General features: G+C 43.1%; 17 protein-coding genes and 1 tRNA gene. 17 read left to right on the top strand and 1 reads right to left on the bottom strand.

Annotated elements, in window-relative coordinates:
- Nucleotides 1-7: 7 nt before the first annotated feature.
- The 16 genes from ABF487_RS01550 to ABF487_RS01475 all read left to right on the top strand — a co-directional run bounded on the left by ABF487_RS01550 (nt 8) and on the right by ABF487_RS01475 (nt 17,135).
- Nucleotides 8-913 (top strand): ABC transporter permease, encoded by a 906-nt coding sequence (locus ABF487_RS01550; protein ID WP_007744515.1) that lies wholly within the window; start codon nt 8-10, stop codon nt 911-913.
- Nucleotides 914-1,057: 144 nt separating this feature from the next.
- Nucleotides 1,058-2,878, top strand: a complete 1,821-nt coding sequence (locus ABF487_RS01545) for an oligopeptide ABC transporter substrate-binding protein (RefSeq protein ID WP_263779448.1) — start codon at nt 1,058-1,060, stop codon at nt 2,876-2,878.
- A 103-nt stretch (nt 2,879-2,981) separates the two neighbouring features.
- Complete coding sequence (locus ABF487_RS01540) at nt 2,982-3,827, top strand: peptidylprolyl isomerase (RefSeq protein WP_007744512.1); 846 nt, start codon at nt 2,982-2,984, stop codon at nt 3,825-3,827.
- Nucleotides 3,828-3,895: 68 nt separating this feature from the next.
- Nucleotides 3,896-5,743 carry an APC family permease gene (locus ABF487_RS01535; protein WP_415634295.1) on the top strand — a complete coding sequence of 616 codons (1,848 nt, stop codon included), beginning with the start codon at nt 3,896-3,898 and terminating at the stop codon, nt 5,741-5,743.
- A 35-nt stretch (nt 5,744-5,778) separates the two neighbouring features.
- Nucleotides 5,779-5,852, top strand: a tRNA-Pro gene (locus ABF487_RS01530).
- A gap of 205 nt (nt 5,853-6,057) precedes the next feature.
- Nucleotides 6,058-7,044 carry a mannose/fructose/sorbose PTS transporter subunit IIA gene (locus ABF487_RS01525; protein ID WP_415634294.1) on the top strand — a complete coding sequence of 329 codons (987 nt, stop codon included), beginning with the start codon at nt 6,058-6,060 and terminating at the stop codon, nt 7,042-7,044.
- A complete protein-coding gene (locus tag ABF487_RS01520) occupies nt 7,045-7,848 on the top strand; it encodes a PTS mannose/fructose/sorbose transporter subunit IIC (RefSeq protein WP_007744506.1) in 804 nt (267 codons plus the stop codon).
- A 19-nt stretch (nt 7,849-7,867) separates the two neighbouring features.
- Nucleotides 7,868-8,785, top strand: a complete 918-nt coding sequence (locus ABF487_RS01515) for a PTS system mannose/fructose/sorbose family transporter subunit IID (RefSeq protein WP_007744503.1) — start codon at nt 7,868-7,870, stop codon at nt 8,783-8,785.
- A gap of 105 nt (nt 8,786-8,890) precedes the next feature.
- Nucleotides 8,891-9,271: a DUF956 family protein gene (locus ABF487_RS01510; RefSeq protein WP_007744501.1), complete on the top strand. Its 381-nt coding sequence runs from the start codon at nt 8,891-8,893 to the stop codon at nt 9,269-9,271.
- A gap of 70 nt (nt 9,272-9,341) precedes the next feature.
- Nucleotides 9,342-10,310: a mannose-6-phosphate isomerase, class I gene (gene manA, locus ABF487_RS01505; protein WP_415634372.1), complete on the top strand. Its 969-nt coding sequence runs from the start codon at nt 9,342-9,344 to the stop codon at nt 10,308-10,310.
- Nucleotides 10,311-10,512: 202 nt separating this feature from the next.
- Nucleotides 10,513-12,276, top strand: a complete 1,764-nt coding sequence (locus ABF487_RS01500; RefSeq protein ID WP_007744498.1) for an ABC transporter ATP-binding protein — start codon at nt 10,513-10,515, stop codon at nt 12,274-12,276.
- Nucleotides 12,276-14,090, top strand: coding sequence for an ABC transporter ATP-binding protein (locus ABF487_RS01495; RefSeq protein WP_415634293.1), 1,815 nt, complete (start codon nt 12,276-12,278; stop codon nt 14,088-14,090). The genes ABF487_RS01500 and ABF487_RS01495 overlap by 1 nt, the downstream gene beginning before the upstream one ends.
- A gap of 119 nt (nt 14,091-14,209) precedes the next feature.
- Nucleotides 14,210-14,941, top strand: coding sequence for an amino acid ABC transporter ATP-binding protein (locus ABF487_RS01490; RefSeq protein WP_036593922.1), 732 nt, complete (start codon nt 14,210-14,212; stop codon nt 14,939-14,941).
- A 12-nt stretch (nt 14,942-14,953) separates the two neighbouring features.
- Entirely contained in the window at nt 14,954-15,817 is an 864-nt protein-coding gene (locus ABF487_RS01485) for a transporter substrate-binding domain-containing protein (RefSeq protein WP_415634292.1), read from the top strand.
- A complete protein-coding gene (locus ABF487_RS01480; RefSeq protein WP_415634291.1) occupies nt 15,814-16,470 on the top strand; it encodes an amino acid ABC transporter permease in 657 nt (218 codons plus the stop codon). Before ABF487_RS01485 ends, ABF487_RS01480 begins: the two co-directional genes overlap by 4 nt.
- Entirely contained in the window at nt 16,467-17,135 is a 669-nt protein-coding gene (locus ABF487_RS01475; protein WP_415634290.1) for an amino acid ABC transporter permease, read from the top strand. Before ABF487_RS01480 ends, ABF487_RS01475 begins: the two co-directional genes overlap by 4 nt.
- 106 nt (nt 17,136-17,241) lie before the next feature.
- On the opposite strand, the gene ABF487_RS01470 is transcribed toward ABF487_RS01475, so the two are convergent.
- Nucleotides 17,242-18,621 carry a class II fumarate hydratase gene (locus tag ABF487_RS01470; RefSeq protein WP_415634289.1) on the bottom strand — a complete coding sequence of 460 codons (1,380 nt, stop codon included), beginning with the start codon at nt 18,619-18,621 and terminating at the stop codon, nt 17,242-17,244.
- Nucleotides 18,622-18,787: 166 nt separating this feature from the next.
- On the opposite strand from ABF487_RS01470, the gene ABF487_RS01465 reads away from it, so the two are divergent.
- A complete protein-coding gene (locus ABF487_RS01465) occupies nt 18,788-20,677 on the top strand; it encodes a M13-type metalloendopeptidase (protein ID WP_415634288.1) in 1,890 nt (629 codons plus the stop codon).
- Nucleotides 20,678-20,713 lie beyond the last annotated feature (36 nt).

Below are 20,713 nucleotides of genomic sequence, written 5' to 3'. Positions count from 1 at the left end.
AGCTGATATGGCAAAAGCAAAAAAAATAGAACAATCAGAATCGCAAGCGCACGCTCACTCTTTTTTGAAAGCAGCTGTACGTGAATTTAAACGAGATAAGATCGCAATGATTAGCTTCTTTTTTCTCGTAATTGTTGTTTTCGGTGTCTTTATCGGATCAATGTTTATCCCAAGAGATGCTTTTTCAAATGTTGATATCATGGACACGAATCTTGCCCCATTCACAAATGGTCATATTTTGGGTACTGACGATGGGGGACGTGATGAATTTCTGTTGGTTGTCATCGCTGCTAGAAATTCGTTGTCAATTTCGATCCCTGTCACGATTGTGATCATGGCTGTTGGCATTTTTCTAGGATTAATGTCTGCCTACTATGGTGGTTTCTTTGATTGGATTTGGATGAGAATTACCGACTATCTGTCGATTGTCCCAACTCTGATGATCCTGCTGACTTTGTTAACGATCATCAATAACTATAGTATCTGGACTTTGGTTTGGGTGATCTCTCTATTTTCCTGGATTGGTTCCATGCGCTTTTTCAGAGCCTTGACTTTTGCCGAACGAGAGAACGACTATGTTAAAGCATCCAAGCTCAGCGGGTCGAGTTCGTTAGCTATTATGTGGAAACAGATTTTTCCTAATTTGAGTTCTCAGTTTTATGCACAAACCGCTTTGGCTTTCGCTGGCAATATTGGCTTGGAAACAGGTATTTCATACTTAGGCTATGGCTTGCCATACACAACGCCGTCTTTAGGAACCTTGGTTAATAAAGCGACTGATCCAGAGGTTATGACACAAAGCCCATGGATGTGGCTGCCAGCTTCCTTTTTGATTCTTGCGTTGTCTGTTTCACTGATCTTTATCGGTCAAGCATTGCGCCGTGTGGCTGATCAACGCCAATCTTTGGCTTGATCGCTAATTTGTCAGACAAGCTAACATTCAAATAGTTTCTGGTCCATTTTATCGGTAAAAAAGATAACAAACTAGTTGACAACTATTTAATATTCGTATAATATTATTTTCAATTCTTTGGAAGGATAAGGAGAGAATGTACTTATGAAAAAAATTTCTAAATGGTTTGCCGGTACCACTGCATTCGCTACGTTAGCTGGATCAGCAGTTGCTACTGTTGCTCCACTAACCGCTAGTGCTGCTACCAAAATTAAAAATCCGTTCCCTGTGACCTATAAGAGCTCGAAAAAAGCAATTAAGGGCGGCACTGTTAAAGTAGCTGAGGTATCTGATACGCCCTTCGTTGGGCAGTGGGTTCAGGCACTTTCACAAGAGGCTACTGATGCCGATGTTGAGGCACCAGCTCTTGAATCATTGTTCTGGACTGATTCACAGTTCAAATTCAAAAAGGGCGGCCCTGCTAACATCACCTTCAACAACAGTAATAAGACTGCAACGATTACTTTGCGTAAAAATCTTCGATGGTCTGACGGTTCTCAAGTAACTGCCAAAGATGTCGAATATGAATATGAATTGATTGCAAATCCAGCCTATGGTTCATCTCGATGGACAGATTCTTTAGCTGATATTGTTGGTTTGGCTGATTATCATGCTGGTAAGGCAAAGACAATTTCTGGTATTACTTATCCAGATGGTGAAAATGGGAAAGTTTTGCGCATTCAGTTTAAGACGATGCGTCCTGGTTTTACTCAATCGGGAAATGGCTTTTTCTTGGAATCAGCTGAACCATATCAGTATTTGAAGTCAGTTGATCCTAAGAAACTAGTTTCTGATGCCAAGACGACTACACGCCCATTGACTACTGGACCTTTCCGTGTTAAGAAAATTGTTCCAGGTGAATCAATTGCTTACGAACGTAACCCATACTATTGGGGCGCTAAACCAAAGCTGAACGGTGTGAATGTTACTATCATTTCTACTGCTCAAGCTGTTGCATCTATGCGTTCACATCAATACGATATTTACCAAGGATTGGGCAATGATCAGTATAAGCAGGCTCGCCGTATTAAGGGCTATACCATTACTGGAAATCAAGCGCTATACTTCTCAGCTTTGTACTTCAATTTGGGACATTATGATGCCAAGACAAGTATGAACGTCACCGACCGTAAGACGCCATTGCAAAAGACCGATCTGCGTAAGGCTATCGGTTATGCACGTAACACAGCTCAAGTTTTGCAGAAATATAACAATGGCTTGTCTGTTCCTGCTAATACGACTGTACCTCCTATTTTTGGTAAGTTCTGGGATTCTTCAGTTCCTGGATATGCCGCTGCTCAGAATTTGAAACGTGCTAACAGTCTTTTGACTAAAGCTGGCTTCAAATGGAACAGCAAGAAGACTTTCCGTATTGACCCATCTACTGGAAAGCGTTTGACTCTGACATACTTGGCACGTTCTGGTGCTGCCAATTCAGAAATCATTGCGCAGAACTACATCCAACAGTGGAAGAAGGTTGGTATTACCGTTAAGCTTTATAAGGGCAAACTGACTGATTTCAACACTTGGGTTTCGATGATGACTGATCCGACCGCTGATCAAAGCTGGGACTTCACCGATGGTGCGTGGTCCACATCTTCTGAACCATCACAGACTGATCTCTTCTCCGCTACTGCACCATTCAACTTTGGCCATTTTGCTTCTAAGCGCTTGACTTCTTTGCTGAATGCTACTAACAACCAAAAGTCTTTGAAGGCTTCTTATCGTGTCAAGCAGTTCCAAAAGTATCAAAAGTATGTTTATGATACAGCTTTCGTTATTCCAACTTCTTATTCTATTAACTGGATTCCGAATAATAACCGTATTAAGACTTACTCTTCGGCATATGGTAACAACCCTGGTGGTACTAAGGGTAATTCTTGGGCGACTATGCAAGTTGTTTCTAAGACTCTTGCGAAAAAGTAATCTCTCGAGTATCTATAAAAAAATTCAAAGACTCGCGAAACGCGAGTCTTTTTTATGCCCGTTTAATGAAATTTTTGGGCAATACCGTTATGATGGATAGGTTATGAATAAAAAAAATAAGATTTTAATTATTTTAGGATCGGTCCTAGTGGCGGTTTTCTTTATATGGGAAAGCGTTGCGATTTATCAGCAGAATCGTGCTAGTGAGGCTGCCTCATCTTCCAGTAGTACGGCAGCCAGTGATACCAGTTCTAGCAGCAGTAGTGCACTAAATGCGAAATATTCCAAAAGTGAGTTGAACAACATGGCTTTACCTCAATTAACAACAACAATCGGCAGCGGAGAAACAAAAGTTACTTTTGAAACCACAGCCGGAACGGTTGTAGCTAAAATTTTCAATAAATACGCGCCTTTGGCAGCCGAGAACTTTCTGACTCATGCTCAAGAGGGCTATTACAATGGATTGGAATTCTTCCGTGTCTATAAAGATTTTATGATTCAAAGTGGTGATCCGAAAAATGTTGGTACTGGCGGCCAATCGATCTGGGCCTCTGGTGCACACAAGAACGCTAAAATTGATGCTGGTACAGGGTTTAAAAACGAGATCAGCCCTAATTTATATTTCATTCGTGGTGCGATTGGTATGGCGAATGCCGGGACTGCTAATACGAATGGCTCACAGTTCTTTATTGAAGAGAGCAGCAGCAATGTACAGGCACAGATTACGGATAAAAATGCTTATCCGACTAAGATATATGATGCTTATAAAAATGGCGGCACACCGAGCTTGGATGGCAGTTATACAGTTTTTGGTCAGGTAATTTCCGGCATGAACATTGTTGATCAGATTGCTAAAGCGGATGTGACAACCAATGCCACAACTTCCGAAAAGACTTTCCCTAAGAACCCGATTAAAATCACTAAGGTCACAGTCGAAGAAAGTAAATAATCACCTAGGTGTGGTTATTTTTGTTTTTGTCTGACAAAAAAGTGTGAAGCTACTATAATGATCTAGTCATGTTGAAGTATTTGAAGAGAGCATTGATCGGGAAGCCATTAAAGACTAACGATACAGGCTCTCAAAGTCTGAATGTATTTAAGGCATTGGCGCTCTTGTCGTCTGATGCACTATCATCCATTGCATATGGAACTGAAATGATTACCACGGCCTTGCTTGCCGGTGGCGCGGCGGCTTTGTGGCTGCAGTTGCCAATCGCGGGCTTGGTTCTTTTACTATTGGGTGCGATTGCACTTTCTTATGTGATGATCATCCACGCTTATCCGTCAGGTGGCGGTGCTTATGCTGTGGCTTCTCAAAATTGGGGCTCTTGGACCGGCTTAGTTGCCGGTGGATCCTTATTAGTGGATTATATGCTGACTGTGGCTGTATCGGCCGCTTCAGCCACTGATGCCATCTCTTCAGCGATTCCAGAAGTGCGGCATCTTTCTTTACTGATTTCTATTATCATTGTCATCCTTCTAATGCTGATGAATCTGCGTGGATTGAGCGAATCTGCTAATTTTTTGATGATACCGGTATATTTCTTTATTGTGGCCATGTTCGCAATGTTAGCTATCGGTTTTGTACGGATTGGCCTGGGCCAAATTGTTTATCAAGCACCTACAATGGCTGAAAAAATAGCACCAACCATGAGCGTGGGCTTCATTTTGTTTATGCGGGCATTCTCCTCTGGTTCTTCGTCATTAACAGGTGTGGAAGCTATATCGAATTCAGTTCCGAATTTTCATAGTCCAAAGGAACGTAACGCGTCAAAGACATTGGTTATTCTTGTCATCGTGTTAGGGCTATTCTTTGTTTCTGTGACATTCTTCAGTTATTTTTTGGGAATTGTGCCTAATGGCCAAACCACTGTCATGGCGCAAATCGCCGGTAGTATCTTTGGAGCGGGCGGAATTGGCTTTTATCTTTTCCAACTATCAACTGCGCTTATCCTGACTGTGGCCGCGAATACGGGTTTTTCGGCCTTTCCGATGCTGGCCTATAATATGGCCAACGATAAATTTATGCCTCATTTGTTTAAAGACCGTGGTGATCGTCTCGGCTATTCTAATGGTATTGTGAGTTTGTCAATTGGTGCGATTGTTCTGCTGCTGGTATTTAAGGGCAAAGTAGAGGCTCTGATTCCTTTGTACGCAGTTGGTGTCTTCGTACCTTTTACTTTGAGCCAATCCGGCATGATTATTCACTGGTGGCGCGCACGCGGCCGACTGTGGATTTTTAAAGCGTTTGTTAACTTCATAGGTGCTTTGATCTCTTTGGTGCTGGTTATTTCGATGTTCGCACTGCATTTTGGTGGTGTTTGGCCTTACTTAATCATTATGCCAATACTTCTGCACTTCTTTAATGATGTACATTCACATTATGTTAGCATTGCTAAACAGTTGAAATTAACACCTTCTACAGCCCGCTTGCATCGACATAATTATGACGGTGCGATGGTGATTGTGTTTATGGGTAATGTTACGCGGGTCACAATTTCTGCTATGGATTATGCCAAGTCCATTGGGGACGAGGTTATCGGCATGCATGTCTCTTTTGATACAAATATCAAAAAAGAGAAAGAGACTGCCGAGGAATTTGAAAAGTATTTCCCGGGTATTCGTTATGTGGACATCCATTCCAGTTATCGCTCGGTCATTCAGCCTGCACGTGAATTCATTGACTCCATGAGCAAGCAGGCAGCCAAACGCAATTGGTCTTTGACGATTATGGTGCCGCAGTTTGTTCCCAAGCATTGGTGGCAGAATGCTATGCACAACCAGACTGCATTTAGGCTGAGAAGTGCTTTTATCTCTCGTGACGATATCACAATTTCTTCTTATTACTATCACCTCAGAGACTGATACAATAGTTATTGCGGGTTTAAAAACCGCATGTACGGGATGTAGCTCAGCTTGGTAGAGCACCACGTTCGGGACGTGGGGGTCATGGGTTCGAATCCCGTCATCCCGATCAGATCAATGTTTTTAATTCAGGATATTCGATGCTAAAGCAGGACTTTGTGCCTGTTTTTTCGTATCTCTTTTAGAAAATATGAAAAATTTACAAAATGTAAGCGCTTAAATATGTAAGCGCTTGCGATTATCTCAGAAAGAGATTAGAATAGATCAAGTACGATGAAGAAACTTCCAGAATGGAAGTTAAGGAGGATAGCACGATGGTTGGAATAGTCATCGCAAGTCATGGCGAATTTGCCAAGGGTATTCTTCAGTCGGGGTCTATGATTTTCGGAGAGCAAAAAGAAGTAACTGCTGTTACTTTTATGTCCAATGAAGGGCCGGAAGACTTAAGAAAACATTTGGAAGCTGCCATTGCCGGCTTTGGGAGTGACGATGAAGTTCTGTTCCTGATTGATCTTTGGGGAGGCTCTCCATTCAATCAATCGAATGCTATTTACGAAGAACACAAGGATAAGATGGCGATTGTCACCGGCTTGAATTTGCCGATGCTGATTGAAGCTTACTCTTCGCGTTTGAGTTTAAATAGCGCTCACGAGATTGCAGCTCACATCCTTGGTGAAGGCCGGGCTGGTGTTCGTATCAAGCCTGAGAGCTTGGCTGGGAATGATACTGGAAACACACCTCAGCCCAAGCCTGCACCAGCAATGGTTGCTCAAGGCAATGGGCAATTGAAGATCAGTCTTGCTCGGCTGGATTCTCGCCTGCTGCACGGACAAGTGGCAACTGCTTGGTCTAAGTCGGTTCATCCGACACGGATTGTCGTTGTCTCTGATGCGGTAGCCAAGGACCAATTAAGGAAGTCGCTCATTACAGAAGCGGCTCCCCCAGAAGTTAAAGCCAATGTTATACCGATTGAGAAATTGATAGAGATTTGGCATGATCCAAGGTTTGGTAATCAGCGTTTCCTGCTTCTTTTTGAAACACCACAAGATGTTGCCCGCGCGGTAGATGGCGGTGTCAAAATACCTGAGTTGAACATTGGTTCGTTAGCCCATTCAGAAGGCAAGACCATGATCAACAATGTGTTGGCCGTTGATGAAAATGATGTCAAGACTTTTGAACATTTGCGTGATGAAGGTGTCAAGTTTGATGTTCGGAAGGTGCCTGCAGATAACAGTCAGGATCTGATGCCAATGATTAAAAAAGCCGGATTCCAGCTGGATGACACGAAGGAGAAAGAGTAAATGTCAGTCATATCAATGATTTTAGTTGTCATAGTTGCCTTCTTTGCTGGTATGGAAGGTATCCTAGACGAGTTTGAGTTTCATCAGCCCTTGGTCGCTTGTACATTGATCGGGCTCGTTACCGGTGATTTGGTTCCGTGCATCATGTTAGGCGGATCCTTGCAATTGATTGCTTTGGGCTGGGCTAACATTGGTGCCGCAGTTGCCCCTGATGCCGCTCTGGCCTCAGTTGCTTCATCAATTATTCTGGTTTTGGGTGGACAAGGAACTAAGGGTGTTTCTTCTGCGATCGGCCTAGCGATTCCGCTGGCTGTTGCTGGCTTGTTCCTAACAATGGTCGCACGTACCTTAGCCGTACCGATTATCCATATCATGGACCGGGCCGCGGATCGTGGTGATATTGGGAGTATTGATCTCTGGCATATTATTGCGATCTGCATGCAGGGCCTGCGTATAGCAATTCCCGCTGCACTATTGCTCTTCATTCCGGCTAGCGCCGTTAGAGGTGTCTTAAGTGCGATGCCTGCATGGCTGAACGCCGGTATGACAATCGGTGGTGGCATGGTTGTGGCTGTTGGTTATGCAATGGTTATCAACATGATGTCCAGCCGCGAAGTTTGGCCATTCTTTATTCTCGGTTTTGTTATTGCAACCGTCACAAATCTGACTTTGATTGCGATTGGTGCTATTGGTATCTCGCTTGCCTTGATCTATCTTGATCTTTCTAAAAAAGGCAGTTCGTCAAATGGCGGTGGCAGCAGCAATGCTGGTGATCCGATTGACAATATCTTGAATGATTACTGAGGAAAAGGAGGAATAGAAAATGGCAGATGAAAAAAAGGTTCATTTAACTAAGAGAGACCGTTTAGCTGTTGCTTGGCGTTCCACCTTTATCCAAGGGTCATGGAATTATGAGCGTATGCAAAACGGCGGCTGGGTATTTTCCTTAATCCCAGCTATCAAGAAATTATATCCAAATAAAGATGATCGGATAGCCGCCCTGAAGCGGCACCTTGAATTCTTTAACACTCACCCTTATCTGGCTTCACCAGTTATCGGTGTGACTTTGGCCTTGGAAGAGGACCGTGCGAACGGTGCAGCTGTTGATGATGTTGCCATTCAAGGTGTTAAAGTCGGCATGATGGGTCCGCTGGCTGGTGTCGGTGATCCAGTCTTTTGGTACACGGTTCGTCCTATCTTAGGTGCTTTAGGTGCTTCATTAGCTTTAAGCGGTAATATTCTTGGACCAATCTTGTTCTTTGTTCTTTGGAACATTATTCGTTGGGGATTTATGTGGTATACCCAGGAATTTGGTTATCGGGCCGGGTCTCGAATTACAGAAGACCTTTCCGGCGGTTTGCTGCAGGATGTGACAAAGGGCGCTTCAATCATGGGTATGTTTGTTCTGGCAGCCTTGGTACAGCGCTGGGTTTCAATTCGGTTTACGCCAGTCGTTTCTAATGTGCGTTTGGCTAAAGGTGCTTACATTGATTGGACCAAGATTCCTTTGACCCACAACGGATTGCAGGAAGCTTTCACTCAATATCAGAGCGGTTTGGCGCTGAGTGCAACACGTGTTACCACCTTGCAGAATAACTTGGATTCTTTGATTCCAGGACTGGCAGCTTTATTGCTGACTTTCTTCTGCATGTGGCTATTAAAGAAAAAGGTTTCGCCAATTATCATTATTATTGGTATCTTCGTCTTTGGTATTGTGGCTCACGTATTGAATATCTTGTAAGCCGAGTTTATAAGTTATTTAAGAACGATCTTAGTTCAGGCTTACTGAATGGGATCGTTCTTTTGCTGAAAAGCTAGTTTCGCTGTTATTAAAAAGGAGAACCAAATGGTACAGTCGCTTAATTCGAAAGTTGATTTAGTTATTCCGGCAACGTCTTTTTTAGGCTTATCTGAATACGGCAAGATCATGATTGGCAACAAGGGTTTTGAATTTTACAACGAGAAAGATTTGCGAAAGTATATTCAGATCCCCTGGAAAGATGTTAACTACGTCATTGCTTCAGTGATGTTTAAGGGCAAATGGATTCCGCGCTATACGGTGCAGACGAACCATAACGGCAGTTATACCTTTGCTTCGCGTCAGCCTCAAAAAGTGTTGAAAGCCATGCAGAAGTATGTGAAACCTGGTCACATGGTACGTTCGCTGACTTTTTTTCAAGTAATCAGACGTGGTATCAAAGCGCTTTTTAGCCATAAAAAAGCATAATTACTGAACAAATGTTTGACCTCCTTGACTAAATTGCATTTGCATTGACGGCTGTCCGGATGGAGGAAATATTGTGGATGTCTTATTTTTCAAACCGGTTTTTCATGAAAAAATTTGGGGTGGCCGTAAGTTGGCTGATATGTTCGGCTACGATCTGCCAGATGGCAGGATTGGCGAGTGTTGGGCCATTTCAGCTCATCCTCATGGTAGATCGCAAGTAGAGAACGGTTCTTATCGTGGACAGTTTTTAGATGATTTATGGGCGCACGAGTCCGAATTGTTTGGCAGCCATAATGCTGACAAACCCTTCCCTTTACTCACGAAAATTCTTGATGCCGAAGACAGCCTTTCGGTTCAAGTACACCCCGATGATGCCTATGCTGAAGAACATGAGCATGAATTAGGGAAAACGGAATGTTGGTATATTATCAGTGCTGATCCAGGCGCCTATCTGATTTATGGCCATCAGGCCAAGTCTCGAGATGAGATGAAAAAGATGATTGCAGCGGGCGATTGGGAACATTTTTTAAAAAGGCTGCCTGTGAAGGCTGGTGATTTTGTCTATGTGCCTAGTGGTACGGTCCATGCCTTGAATGCAGGAATTGTCGCGCTTGAAACTCAGCAGAGTTCGGACACGACTTATCGTCTTTATGACTATGACCGAGTGGATCAGCAGACTCATGAAAAACGATCCTTGCATATTCAAAAGTCTGAAGAGGTGATAACGGTACCTTTCAAGGTGCCAGAACTGAAGATCTCCTATCAACGGATCGGAGACAATGTCATAACAAATTATGTTGAACCACCCCTTTCACCTTACTTTGCAGTCTGGGGCTGGGAAATTTTCGACAGTCTAGTCTTGCATCATGAGATTGGTGCCTATACACTCTGCTCCGTTATTTCTGGCTCGGGCAGTCTTGTTATCAATCACGAATCACATTTGCTGCAAAAGGGGATGCATTTTTTAATCCCGGCAACGGTATCTGATTGGCAAATTGAAGGCCAATTACACCTAATTGCTTCTGAAGCCGTCGATTAAGTTGAATTTGAAACTGCTGTTATTGTTGATCATTGCAATGACAGCAGTTTTTTAGGCTAGATCACAAATCCAATTGGCAGCGAGCAGATCTTAGCGAGCGGAAAAATTTGTATCATAGCTGTAAACATGGGCTTGACGCAATGAGATAGAATGGAAGCTATCGGGATTTTTAATTCGACTTTTTATTCGGAGCAAGTTTTTTATGAGTATATTTTTGAAGTTAAAATGGTTCTTTAAAGAACATTGGCGGATGTACGCGGTTGGGATATTTTTGCTGTTCTTGACTGACTTGTCGCATGTCATCCCGCCCTACATGATCGGCCTATTTACAAACAAGGTCGTTCAAAGAGATTTGACCTGGCAATATCTGCTGGTGTTTTTGCTGATTCTGGCTTTGCTTTTTCTGTCGTCTTATGTTTTTCGTTATGGCTGGAACACGCACATCGTTAAGGGTGCTGCCTTGTTGGAACGGACCCTGCGCAAACGTCTTTATGATCACTACATGGAAATGGATGCGCCCTTTTATCAAAAATACCGGACTGGCGATTTAATGAGCCACGCATCTAATGATTTGTCTTCGATCCAGCGAGTTGCTTCCGGCGGCATCTTAATGACTTTTGATTCATCGGCAAACATCATTCTGGTTTTGGCATCAATGATTTTAACCGTTGACTGGCGTTTAACGCTGATTGCGATTATTCCGCTGCCATTTTTGGCTTTTGGTGTCTCACTGATTATGCCGAGACTGCGTAAAGCGTTTACAGCTTATCAGGAAGGTTTTTCCAAGATGTCGGATCATACACAGGAATCCTTCTTGGGTATGAAAGTTATTAAGACGCTTGGCCAGTCTAAGGAAGATATCGATTATTTCAATCATCAGACAGACGAACAGATTAAAACGAATTCGCATGTTGCCCGCGTCGATTCTCTTTTTGACCCGCTGGCAACAATTGTGATGTCCTTTTCATATGTGCTAACGATTATCTTGGGTGGCGAATTTGTTCTGCGGGGGACAATTTCTATTGGCCAATTAGTTAGTTTTGCGGCCTACTTGAGTCAATTGGTCTGGCCGATGTTTGCTTTGGGACAATTATTCAATGTTCTAGAGCGAGGCAATGCTTCTTATGATCGTGTGATGGACTTGATGAATGAGAAAAGTGCTATCCACGATGATCCCAATGGCATTGCCCAGGTCAAGCCAGGCGAATTGAATATTCGTTTGAAGGGCTTCGCATATCCGGATGGTACCAAGACGGTTTTAAAAAATATCGATGTCAAGGTCGGCCGTGGCAAGACCCTGGGTTTAGTGGGCCCGGTGGGATCCGGAAAAACGACATTATTACGCCTGCTTTTGCGTGAATTCGATTCATATGATGGTGAGATTGACTTTTCTGGACACGATATCCGCGATTATAAGCTCTCGGCCTATTTGAGTTCCTTGGGTTATGTCAGCCAGGATAATTTCCTTTTTTCGACCAGTATTGCGGAAAATATTGCTTTTTCAAATCCAAAGCTACCGCAAAAAGAAATCGAGCAAGTTGCCAAATTAGCTGCGCTGCATGACGATATTTTGCAAATGCCGAATGGATATGAGACTGAAGTCGGCGAAAACGGCATCAGCCTTTCTGGCGGCCAGCAGCAGCGTGTTGCCATTGCCCGCGCATTGATTGTCGATCCAGCAATTCTTATTTTAGATGACGCTCTTTCAGCTGTTGATGCTCGTACAGAAAAAGAGATTTTGGGAGCTTTGAAAAATCAGCGTCAAGATCAGACGACAATTATTTCTGCTTCCAGAATTTCTTCGGTTATTAACGCAGACGAAATTCTTGTCTTTGCGCATGGACGGGTCATCGAGCGCGGCAGCCACGCAGAACTTCTTGCACAAAACGGCTACTATGCAGATACCTTCCATCAGCAGGAGATGGCCTCTCATTATGAAGCTAAACTGACTGGAGGTGATAACTAATGGCAGATAATACTGTAGAAAAAAACAAAAAAAATAACAGCATTTGGTCGCAATCAATTCCAGTACATGAACAGCTAGCTGTTGTCTGGCGTTTGATTAAAATGGCCACACCAGCCTATTGGATGTTTGCCGGTGCGATCTTATTTGCTCTGATCTCAACTTTAATCAGCGGCTATCTGCCTTTTATTCTGCAGAATTTCATGAATAAGCAGTTGGCTGACCCTAAGACGCCGCTGAATGCCGTTATCTCATTTGCACTAGGTTTCGGCGCAATCCAAATTTTTTCTGCTATATTAACTTATTTTCAGAATTTCTGGTATGGACAAGCCTCTGAAACGGCTTTAAATAACGTTCGTAAGCGTCTATATGCCAAACTGCATCAACTGGGTATGCGTTATTTTGATCAGGTTCCTGGCGGTGCACTTGTTACACGAGTTATGAATGATACCGAATCGTTTTTTGATTTTTGGATGCTGCTGGTCAATTTAATTTATGCGGTTGCTTCAATCATTAGTGTCTATATCTTTATGTTCGCTTCAGATCCAGGTTTGTCCTATTGGCTGCTATTAATCGTTCCTGTGACTTTGCTGACGATCTGGGTTTATCAAAAGTATTCTTCAAGTGTTTACCGTAATATGCGTGCTAAATTGTCCGCTCTGAATGCTAAGTTGGCTGAATCGATCAATGGCATCGAGACCATTCAGAACTTTCATCAAGAAACACGCATGAAGAGCGAATTCGAAAAGATCAATCAGGAATATTTTGATGCACGTTTTCACATGGTCAAAATGGACTCACGGCTCCTTGGCCCGATGAACCAGCTTTTACTTGGTATGACGACAGTGTTCATTCTCTGGTATTTAGGGAATCAGTCCTTTACGGCTGCTGTTGCTGGCGGGACGATTTATGCCTTTACGAACTGGATCGGCAACATTTTTAATCCCTTGAATAATGTGCAGCAAAGTTTGTCGACTTTTCAGGATGGCGTCGTTTCCGGTTATCGTGCAGGTAAGATTCTCGATGATACGACTTATGAACCTGCTCAGCATGAGAATGCTAATGGCAAAATTACTGATGGCAAGATTGAATTTCGCCACGTCGATTTCTCTTATGATGGCAAGACAACTATTCTGCATGATCTTTCTTTTACAGCTGAACCAGGGCAGACGATTGCTTTAGTCGGTCACACCGGTTCTGGGAAATCGTCCACAATTAATGCGCTGATGCGTTTCTATGAGTTCCAAAAGGGCAGTATCTTAATTGATGGACAGGATATTCGAGATCTGGATCCTGTCGATTTTCGGAAAAAAATGGGACTGGTCTTGCAGGATAGCTTTATGTTTTATGGGGACATCAATTCAAATATCCGGATGTATGATGATTCAATTACAGATCAGCAGATTGTAGACGCTGCACGTTTTGTTGATGCAGATAAATTCATTGATTCGCTGCCTCACGGCTATAAAACACCAGTTTTGGAAGGCGGGTCCTCTCTGTCGGCTGGACAGAAACAGTTGATCTCATTTGCGAGAACCATTGTCCGGGATCCAAAAATTCTGATTCTCGATGAAGCGACGGCTAACATTGATACGCAGACTGAGGCAGCTATTCAAAGAGCACTCAAGAATATGCGAACCAATCGAACAACAATTGCCATTGCCCATCGACTGTCGACGATCAAAGATGCTGATTTGATTCTCGTTTTGGACAAAGGCGTTGTGGTCGAACAAGGGACACATCGCCAGTTATTAGCTCAAAAAGGTTATTATTACGATCTTTATAAAATGCAGAGTATGGAAAACGCCGGCAAGTAAGGCGTTTTTTTATTAAAATTAATAATTTTTTGTTTTTGCCGATCAATGTTCTGTATAATTTCATTAACCAGAAGACCTATTTGAAAGGAGTTTATATGGCCGAAGAAAAAAAGGATATTATGATCCAGTTTCAGGACGTAGAAAAATATTACGGTAGTTTTCACGCTTTGAAAAAAGTAAATCTGACCATTGATCGTGGCGAGACGGTTGTTTTGATCGGGCCATCAGGTTCCGGAAAATCAACCCTGATTCGGGCGATTAACGGTTTGGAACCAATTCAGGAAGGGCATCTGACCGTCAACGGTTTTGATATTCATGATCCGAAAACCGATATCAATAAGATTCGCAAACGTGTTGGTATGGTTTTTCAGCATTTTAACTTATACAACAATAAGTCGGTGCTGGAAAATGTCATGTTGGCTCCTAGAATTGTGAATCATATTCCGGAAGAGGAAAACGAAAAATATGCCTTAGATCTGCTTGATCGAGTTGGATTAAAAGACAAGGCTGGTTCGATGCCAAGCATGCTCTCTGGTGGCCAAAAGCAGCGTGTCGCTATTGCTCGAAGTCTTGCTATGAAGCCGTTAGCGCTGCTATTTGACGAACCGACCTCAGCGCTCGATCCAGAAATGATCGGTGATGTTTTAAGGATTATCCAGGAGATTGCTAATGATTCTGACCTTACAAGCCTGATCGTGACACATGAAATGAATTTTGCCCGTAAAGTAGCCAACCGCGTTATTTTTATGGCTGATGGCCAAATCCTCGAAGACTCCAAAACAGAAGATTTCTTCAACAAACCAACAAGTGAACGTGCTCAGCAATTTGTTGATCAAGTTTTGGATCATTAAGGAGGATACTGAATGGAAAAAGCAAAAAAAAGGCGAATCGGTATCATCACCTCGATCATCCTAACGGTTGTTATCATTTTAGGTGTCATTTTTGCTTCGGCTGTGGCAGCCAGAAATGCTCGGCATGTTGATACCTGGGAACGTGTTCAGCGTTTGGGCGCCATTCGCTGGGGCGTTAAGGCCGATACTAAATTATTCGGCTTAATGAATACCAAAAGCGGCGAGCCAGAAGGTTTTGATGTTGATATTGCTAAGGCTTTGACGGTTCAACTGTCAAAGCAGTCTGGTGTTCCGATGCGGGCTGATTTTACGGTAGTGACTTCAAATACTCGAATTCAGTTATTAAAAAATGCGAATATTGATGGTTTTATCGCCACGGCAACGATTACACCCGAACGTGAAAAAATCATTGATTTCTCAAACTCATATTTTAAAGCCGGACAAGCTATCTTGGTTAAGAACGGTTCTGGTATTAAAAATGTGCGTAGTTTGAATAATAGTAAATCGACAATTCTTGGTGTTGTTGGATCTAACTCTGTTATTAATATTAAAAAATTTGCTCCTAAAGCTCGAGTGTTGGCATTGGGCGATTATGGCCAGGCTATGGCTGCTTTAAAGGCCGGCCAAGGTCAGGCGCTCACAACTGATAATGGTATCTTATACGGGCTTGCCACAGAAAACCCCGGCTATTCAGTTGTCGGCGGCACTTTTACCACTGAACCTTATGGTGTCGCTTACGATAATCATCAGACAGCCATGGTTAAGCAGACTAATCGCGCTTTAAAGGCAATTATTGCAAACGGTACGTATAACCGTTTGATCAGAAAATGGTTCCGTGGTGTTCCCGGACTGAACTGGAGGTCGCTTGAGAGATGATAAATTTATTGACTTCTAATTTTGGTGCTTTTCTGACGGCTTTCGGTTATACGGTCTTGTCTAGTATTATTGCTCTGATTGCATCTTTGATTTTGGGGACACTTTTCGCAATTTTGCAGATCGTTCCGAGTCGGGTTGCGCGCGGCATTGCCAGGATATATGTTGAGGTTTTCAGAAATATTCCTTTGCTGATTATTGTGATGTTTTTCTACCTTGTCGGTACACGGGTTATTGCGTTGGATGGTTTTACTGCAGGTACGATTGGGCTTTCCTTGTATACATCGGCCTTTATCGCAGAAACCGTCCGCGCTGGTATCAACGCTGTCGATATTGGCCAGACGGAAGGTGCTCGTGCTAACGGTTTGAGTTTTTCGCAAACTTTACGCATTATCGTCCTGCCGCAGGCTTACAAAATTGCGATTCCTTCTTTGGGAAACCAATTCATTAACTTGGTAAAAAACTCGTCAATTCTAGCTTTTGTGGCCGGTGGAGATTTGATGTATACAGCTAATAACGTGGCCGCTGCTACTTTTGATAGTTTTAACTCATATATTATTGTTGGTATTTTCTATCTGATTATTACCTTGCCCTTGAGTTATTACATGAAATATTTGGAAGCAAAAACTAAGGGATTGGCAAAGGAGGACTCATGATGATTATCGCTGCAAGTATATTTGACGCTTTTACACCAAGCAACATCAATTACCTTCTTGGAGGGCTTGGCATAACTATTGGTGTGTCGATTATTTCTGTGATTGCCAGTCTCGTGATTGGTGCTTTTGTTGGCGTGATTATGTACGAAAAAGTGCCATTTCTATCTCGTTACGTGACGATTATTAATGATGTTATACGTAATCTGCCTCTTCTATTGATTATCTTCTTCATTTACTTTGTGCTCCCGAGAATTGGCCTGTATCTGCCGGTTTTCTGGGCGACTGTGATTGCGATGACGGTTTTTGAGTCGACAATGCTGGCTGAAATTATTCGAGGCGGCTTGCTGGCAGTGCCAGCTGGTCAAACGGAAGGTGCACGATCAGTTGGGATGAGTAATGCCCAAGCTTTGATGCACATTGTGCTGCCGCAAGGCATCAAGAAGATGATTCCGCCAATCATTTCACAGCTGATTTCTTTGGTGAAGGATACCAGTTTGGCAGTTGGTATTGTGTTAGCTGAAATGACTTTCCGTGGGCAGATTGTTTATGCTCAAAATTCGAATTACACAATTCCAGTCTTCATTGCCCTGGCAATTATGTATTTCATTTTGAACTTTGGCCTGTCTCTGATTGCTAAATGGTTTGATCGTCGTACAGCAGCTTAAAATTTATCACGATATTAAACATTTTCAAAAACCGCAAGCTCTGTGCTTATGAGCTTGCGGTTTTTGTTTGTCTGAGTTCACTTGGGGGTGTTTCATTCCTGGTGGCCTATTTGATGTTGGTCATGTTAATCGCGACAACCCATTTATTGAACTGTTTCTCTGATACTTTGCCAGATTTTAATGCTGCCGCCTTAAGTGTAAGCCCCTCTCTCTGCGCCAGCTGAGCGATCATGGCACTATCGTGGTAGCCGATATGCGGCGATAAGGCAGTCACAGTCATCAAGGACTGATTTAACAGTTCTTGCATGCGCTGAACATTTGCTGTGAGCCCAACGACTAATTTGTCTGTAAATGAGGTAATTGTTGTGCTGAGCAAATCAGCGGATTCCAAAAAGGCACTAATCAAAACAGGTTTATAGACATTCATTTCAAAATTTCCCTGGCTGGCCGCTAGACTGATTACGACATCGTTACCTAACACTCGGACTGCGGCCATTGTGATGGCCTCGGCTTGTGTCGGATTCACTTTTCCGGGCATAATTGACGATCCAGGTTCATTGGCTGGAATTGTTAATTCACCGTAACCCGCTCTTGGCCCGCTGGCTAGAAAACGAATATCATTAGCAATCTTTAAGAGATCGCTGGCTAATGTTTTGATCGCGCCGTGCACAACATTAAGGCCGGAATGTGCTGCTAACCCATAGAATTTATTGGAATCAGCAGTGAAAGGGATGTGATAAAGATCAGCCATTTTTTTGGCAATTGTTTGGGCAAAACCTGGTGCGGCATTCAGGCCCGTCCCGACAGCAGTTCCACCTATGGCCAATTCATTAAGCGTCGGTGCTAGTGTCTGCAGATAAGACAAATCATGCTGCAATTGACTGACCCAGCCGCTGATTTCCTGCCCAAAAGTCAGCGGGGTGGCATCTTGAAGGTGCGTTCTGCCAACCTTAACAGTCCGCCAATATTGCGTTTCTTTCTTTTTTAATTCTCTGATTAAATGTTGAATGGCCTGATTGAGTTTAGTGACAGCCAAAGCAGCTGTGATATTCATGGCAGTCGGGAAAATATCATTTGAACTTTGTCCCTGATTGACGTCATCATTAGGAAGAATAGGAATTTGTGAATTCAGCCGCCCTGCCATATGTGCCACGACCTCATTGACATTCATATTCGTCTGGGTACCAGATCCTGTCTGATAAATGACCAGGGGAAAGTCTTGTCTGAGATCTTTATCATTGAGTACGAGTAATTTATCAACAGCTTGAATAATCAAATTCGCTTTATCATCGCTTAGAGTACCTGCTGCTCGATTGGCATCAGCTGCGGCCTTTTTCAGCTGCAACAGCACTTTGATTAAGACTAAAGGCATCTTGCTGCCGGCAGAAAAATTTTGGCGGCTGCGTTCGGTTTGTGGTCCCCAAAGTGCATTTTGTGGAATGTTCACTGGCCCCAAGCTGTCTTCTTCAATACGATATTCGTCCATAAGGTCCTTCTTTCCGTATTTTTATCATCAGAAACTGGTCTGTTTTTATAGTATTCTTGCAGAAAGCCTTGAGTCAATGATAGCGGCTAACAAATGCTGAGTGGTTTTGGCAAACAAGCAATCGCGGTCTTTTTAATGTTAGAATTGAAACAATTTAGGAGGAAACATGGTTAAAGTACAAGATGATCTCTTTGCTTCGGTCAATGAAGCATGGTTGAAAACGGCAAAAATTCGTCCCGATATGCCGGCTGCAAGTTCGTTTACAGATTTATACCTGTCGATTGAGGATGATATGCGTGCCGATACTGAGGCTTTTGCCAAGGGGGAGAAAGAGGCCCCGGCTTATTTAAAGAATTTTGTTGACTTTTATAAATTAGCCGATGATTGGGAAAAGCGGAATGCTGATGGTGCCAAACCGGTCAAACAAGCTCTAGCCGTCCTTGACAAGCTAACGAGTTTTCAGGATTTTTCTGATCAAGCTGCTGATTTGGATATGCAGGGTTACACAACTGGTTTTAATTTTGGCGTTGCACCCGATTTTAAAGAAGCTGACCACTATATTTTCTGGGTAGACGAACCTGATACTATCTTGCCGGATACGACTTATTATGCTGATGATAATCCGCAAAAAGAAGCTTTACTGGCAGCTTGGTCTAAAATGACCAGCGAAATTTTGGCAGCCGCTGGTTATAGCGAAGAGGATGTTGCCAAGATTGTCTCCGATGCTAAAAAATTTGATGCTTTGCTGCCGAAATTGGTGCTTAGCCGTCAAGAACAAATGGAATATTATAAGAACTATCATCCTAAATCAATTGATGATTTTGCAGCCACTATTGATCAAGTCGATTTGAAACATTATATTGACCAACTAGTCGGTAAAAATGTCGATCGCGTTGTTTTGACTTCTGAACGTTTTTGGGAAGCAGGCAAGAAAGTCTTCGCTTCTGAGAACTGGCCGATTTTTAAGAACTGGCTAATAGCAGCCAATGCCTCGGCTTACGCGCGTTTTGCCTCTTATGATCTGTATAAGATTGCCGGCAGCTATTCTCGGACACTGACTGGTGCCGCTCAAGCACCTGAAGCAGCTCGTGCTGCCTATGCTTTGGCACACCGCCAGTTTGGTTTTCTCTTAGGCGAATATTTCCGTATCAAACATTTTTCACCAGAAGCCAAAAAGAATGTAGAGGCCATGATTCATAAAATGATCGGTGTTTACCGGTCCCGCCTGACTGATAACGATTGGCTCAGTCAAGAGACGATTAAAAAAGCAATCAGTAAATTAGATCATATTGCGATTAAAATCGGTTATCCAGATCAGGTACCGGCACGTTTTCTGGCTCGCAAAGTTGATTTGACTGCCAGTTTGGCCGAAAACGAACGCGTCTTGGTCAAACAAGAAGCCGAATTCAATTTGGGCCGCTGGGACACCAAGGTTGATAATACTGAATGGGTCATGACACCCGATACAGTCAACGCTTACTATGATCCGCAGACCAATTCAATTAATTTTCCGGCTGGTATTTTACAGATGCCTTTCTATGACTTTGATCGTGATGCATCAGCTAATTATGGCGGTATCGGTGCTGTTATTGCGCATGAAGTCTCACATGCTTTTGATACAAATGGCGCTCGTTTTGATGAAAAGGGCTCTTTGAATAATTGGTGGACTGACGAGGACCTGGCCAAATTCCAAGAAAAAGCACAAGCAATCGTTGATTCCTGGTCCGGCCTAGACGTTGATGGTGCACCAGTTAATCCGAAACTGACTTTAACGGAAAACATTGCCGATTTGGGCGGACTTTCAGCGGCGCTGCAGGCCGCAAAAGAGGATGATCAATTCTCTGCTGAATTATTTTTCAAAACATGGGCTGAGATCTGGCGTATGAAGGCTAGTACCGAATATATCAAACTTTTGACAAGTATTGATGAACACGCACCGAATAAATTGCGTGCTAATGAGCCGGTTAAGAATTTTGCGGATTTCTTTGAGACCTTTAACATTGGCCCTAAAGACGCTATGTATCGTGCGCCTGAAAAACGTGTCAGCCTCTGGTAATTGCAGGGAGGCTGCCCTTTTTTGTACATAAGTAAG

Origin of the sequence: Oenococcus sp. (assembly GCF_047725585.1) — a bacterium.
Taxonomy (GTDB): domain Bacteria; phylum Bacillota; class Bacilli; order Lactobacillales; family Lactobacillaceae; genus Oenococcus; species Oenococcus kitaharae_A.
The sequence above is the reverse complement of the archived record's forward strand: the minus strand, read 5'-3'. Positions and strand labels throughout refer to the sequence as shown.

Coding starts and splice junctions, on each gene's coding strand:
- ABF487_RS01550 (WP_007744515.1), top strand. CDS start 8: ATGGCAAAAGCAAAAAAAATAGAACAATCAGAATCGCAAGCGCACGCT.
- ABF487_RS01545 (WP_263779448.1), top strand. CDS start 1,058: ATGAAAAAAATTTCTAAATGGTTTGCCGGTACCACTGCATTCGCTACG.
- ABF487_RS01540 (WP_007744512.1), top strand. CDS start 2,982: ATGAATAAAAAAAATAAGATTTTAATTATTTTAGGATCGGTCCTAGTG.
- ABF487_RS01535 (WP_415634295.1), top strand. CDS start 3,896: ATGTTGAAGTATTTGAAGAGAGCATTGATCGGGAAGCCATTAAAGACT.
- ABF487_RS01525 (WP_415634294.1), top strand. CDS start 6,058: ATGGTTGGAATAGTCATCGCAAGTCATGGCGAATTTGCCAAGGGTATT.
- ABF487_RS01520 (WP_007744506.1), top strand. CDS start 7,045: ATGTCAGTCATATCAATGATTTTAGTTGTCATAGTTGCCTTCTTTGCT.
- ABF487_RS01515 (WP_007744503.1), top strand. CDS start 7,868: ATGGCAGATGAAAAAAAGGTTCATTTAACTAAGAGAGACCGTTTAGCT.
- ABF487_RS01510 (WP_007744501.1), top strand. CDS start 8,891: ATGGTACAGTCGCTTAATTCGAAAGTTGATTTAGTTATTCCGGCAACG.
- ABF487_RS01500 (WP_007744498.1), top strand. CDS start 10,513: ATGAGTATATTTTTGAAGTTAAAATGGTTCTTTAAAGAACATTGGCGG.
- ABF487_RS01495 (WP_415634293.1), top strand. CDS start 12,276: ATGGCAGATAATACTGTAGAAAAAAACAAAAAAAATAACAGCATTTGG.
- ABF487_RS01490 (WP_036593922.1), top strand. CDS start 14,210: ATGATCCAGTTTCAGGACGTAGAAAAATATTACGGTAGTTTTCACGCT.
- ABF487_RS01485 (WP_415634292.1), top strand. CDS start 14,954: ATGGAAAAAGCAAAAAAAAGGCGAATCGGTATCATCACCTCGATCATC.
- ABF487_RS01480 (WP_415634291.1), top strand. CDS start 15,814: ATGATAAATTTATTGACTTCTAATTTTGGTGCTTTTCTGACGGCTTTC.
- ABF487_RS01475 (WP_415634290.1), top strand. CDS start 16,467: ATGATGATTATCGCTGCAAGTATATTTGACGCTTTTACACCAAGCAAC.
- ABF487_RS01470 (WP_415634289.1), bottom strand. CDS start 18,621: ATGGACGAATATCGTATTGAAGAAGACAGCTTGGGGCCAGTGAACATT.
- ABF487_RS01465 (WP_415634288.1), top strand. CDS start 18,788: ATGGTTAAAGTACAAGATGATCTCTTTGCTTCGGTCAATGAAGCATGG.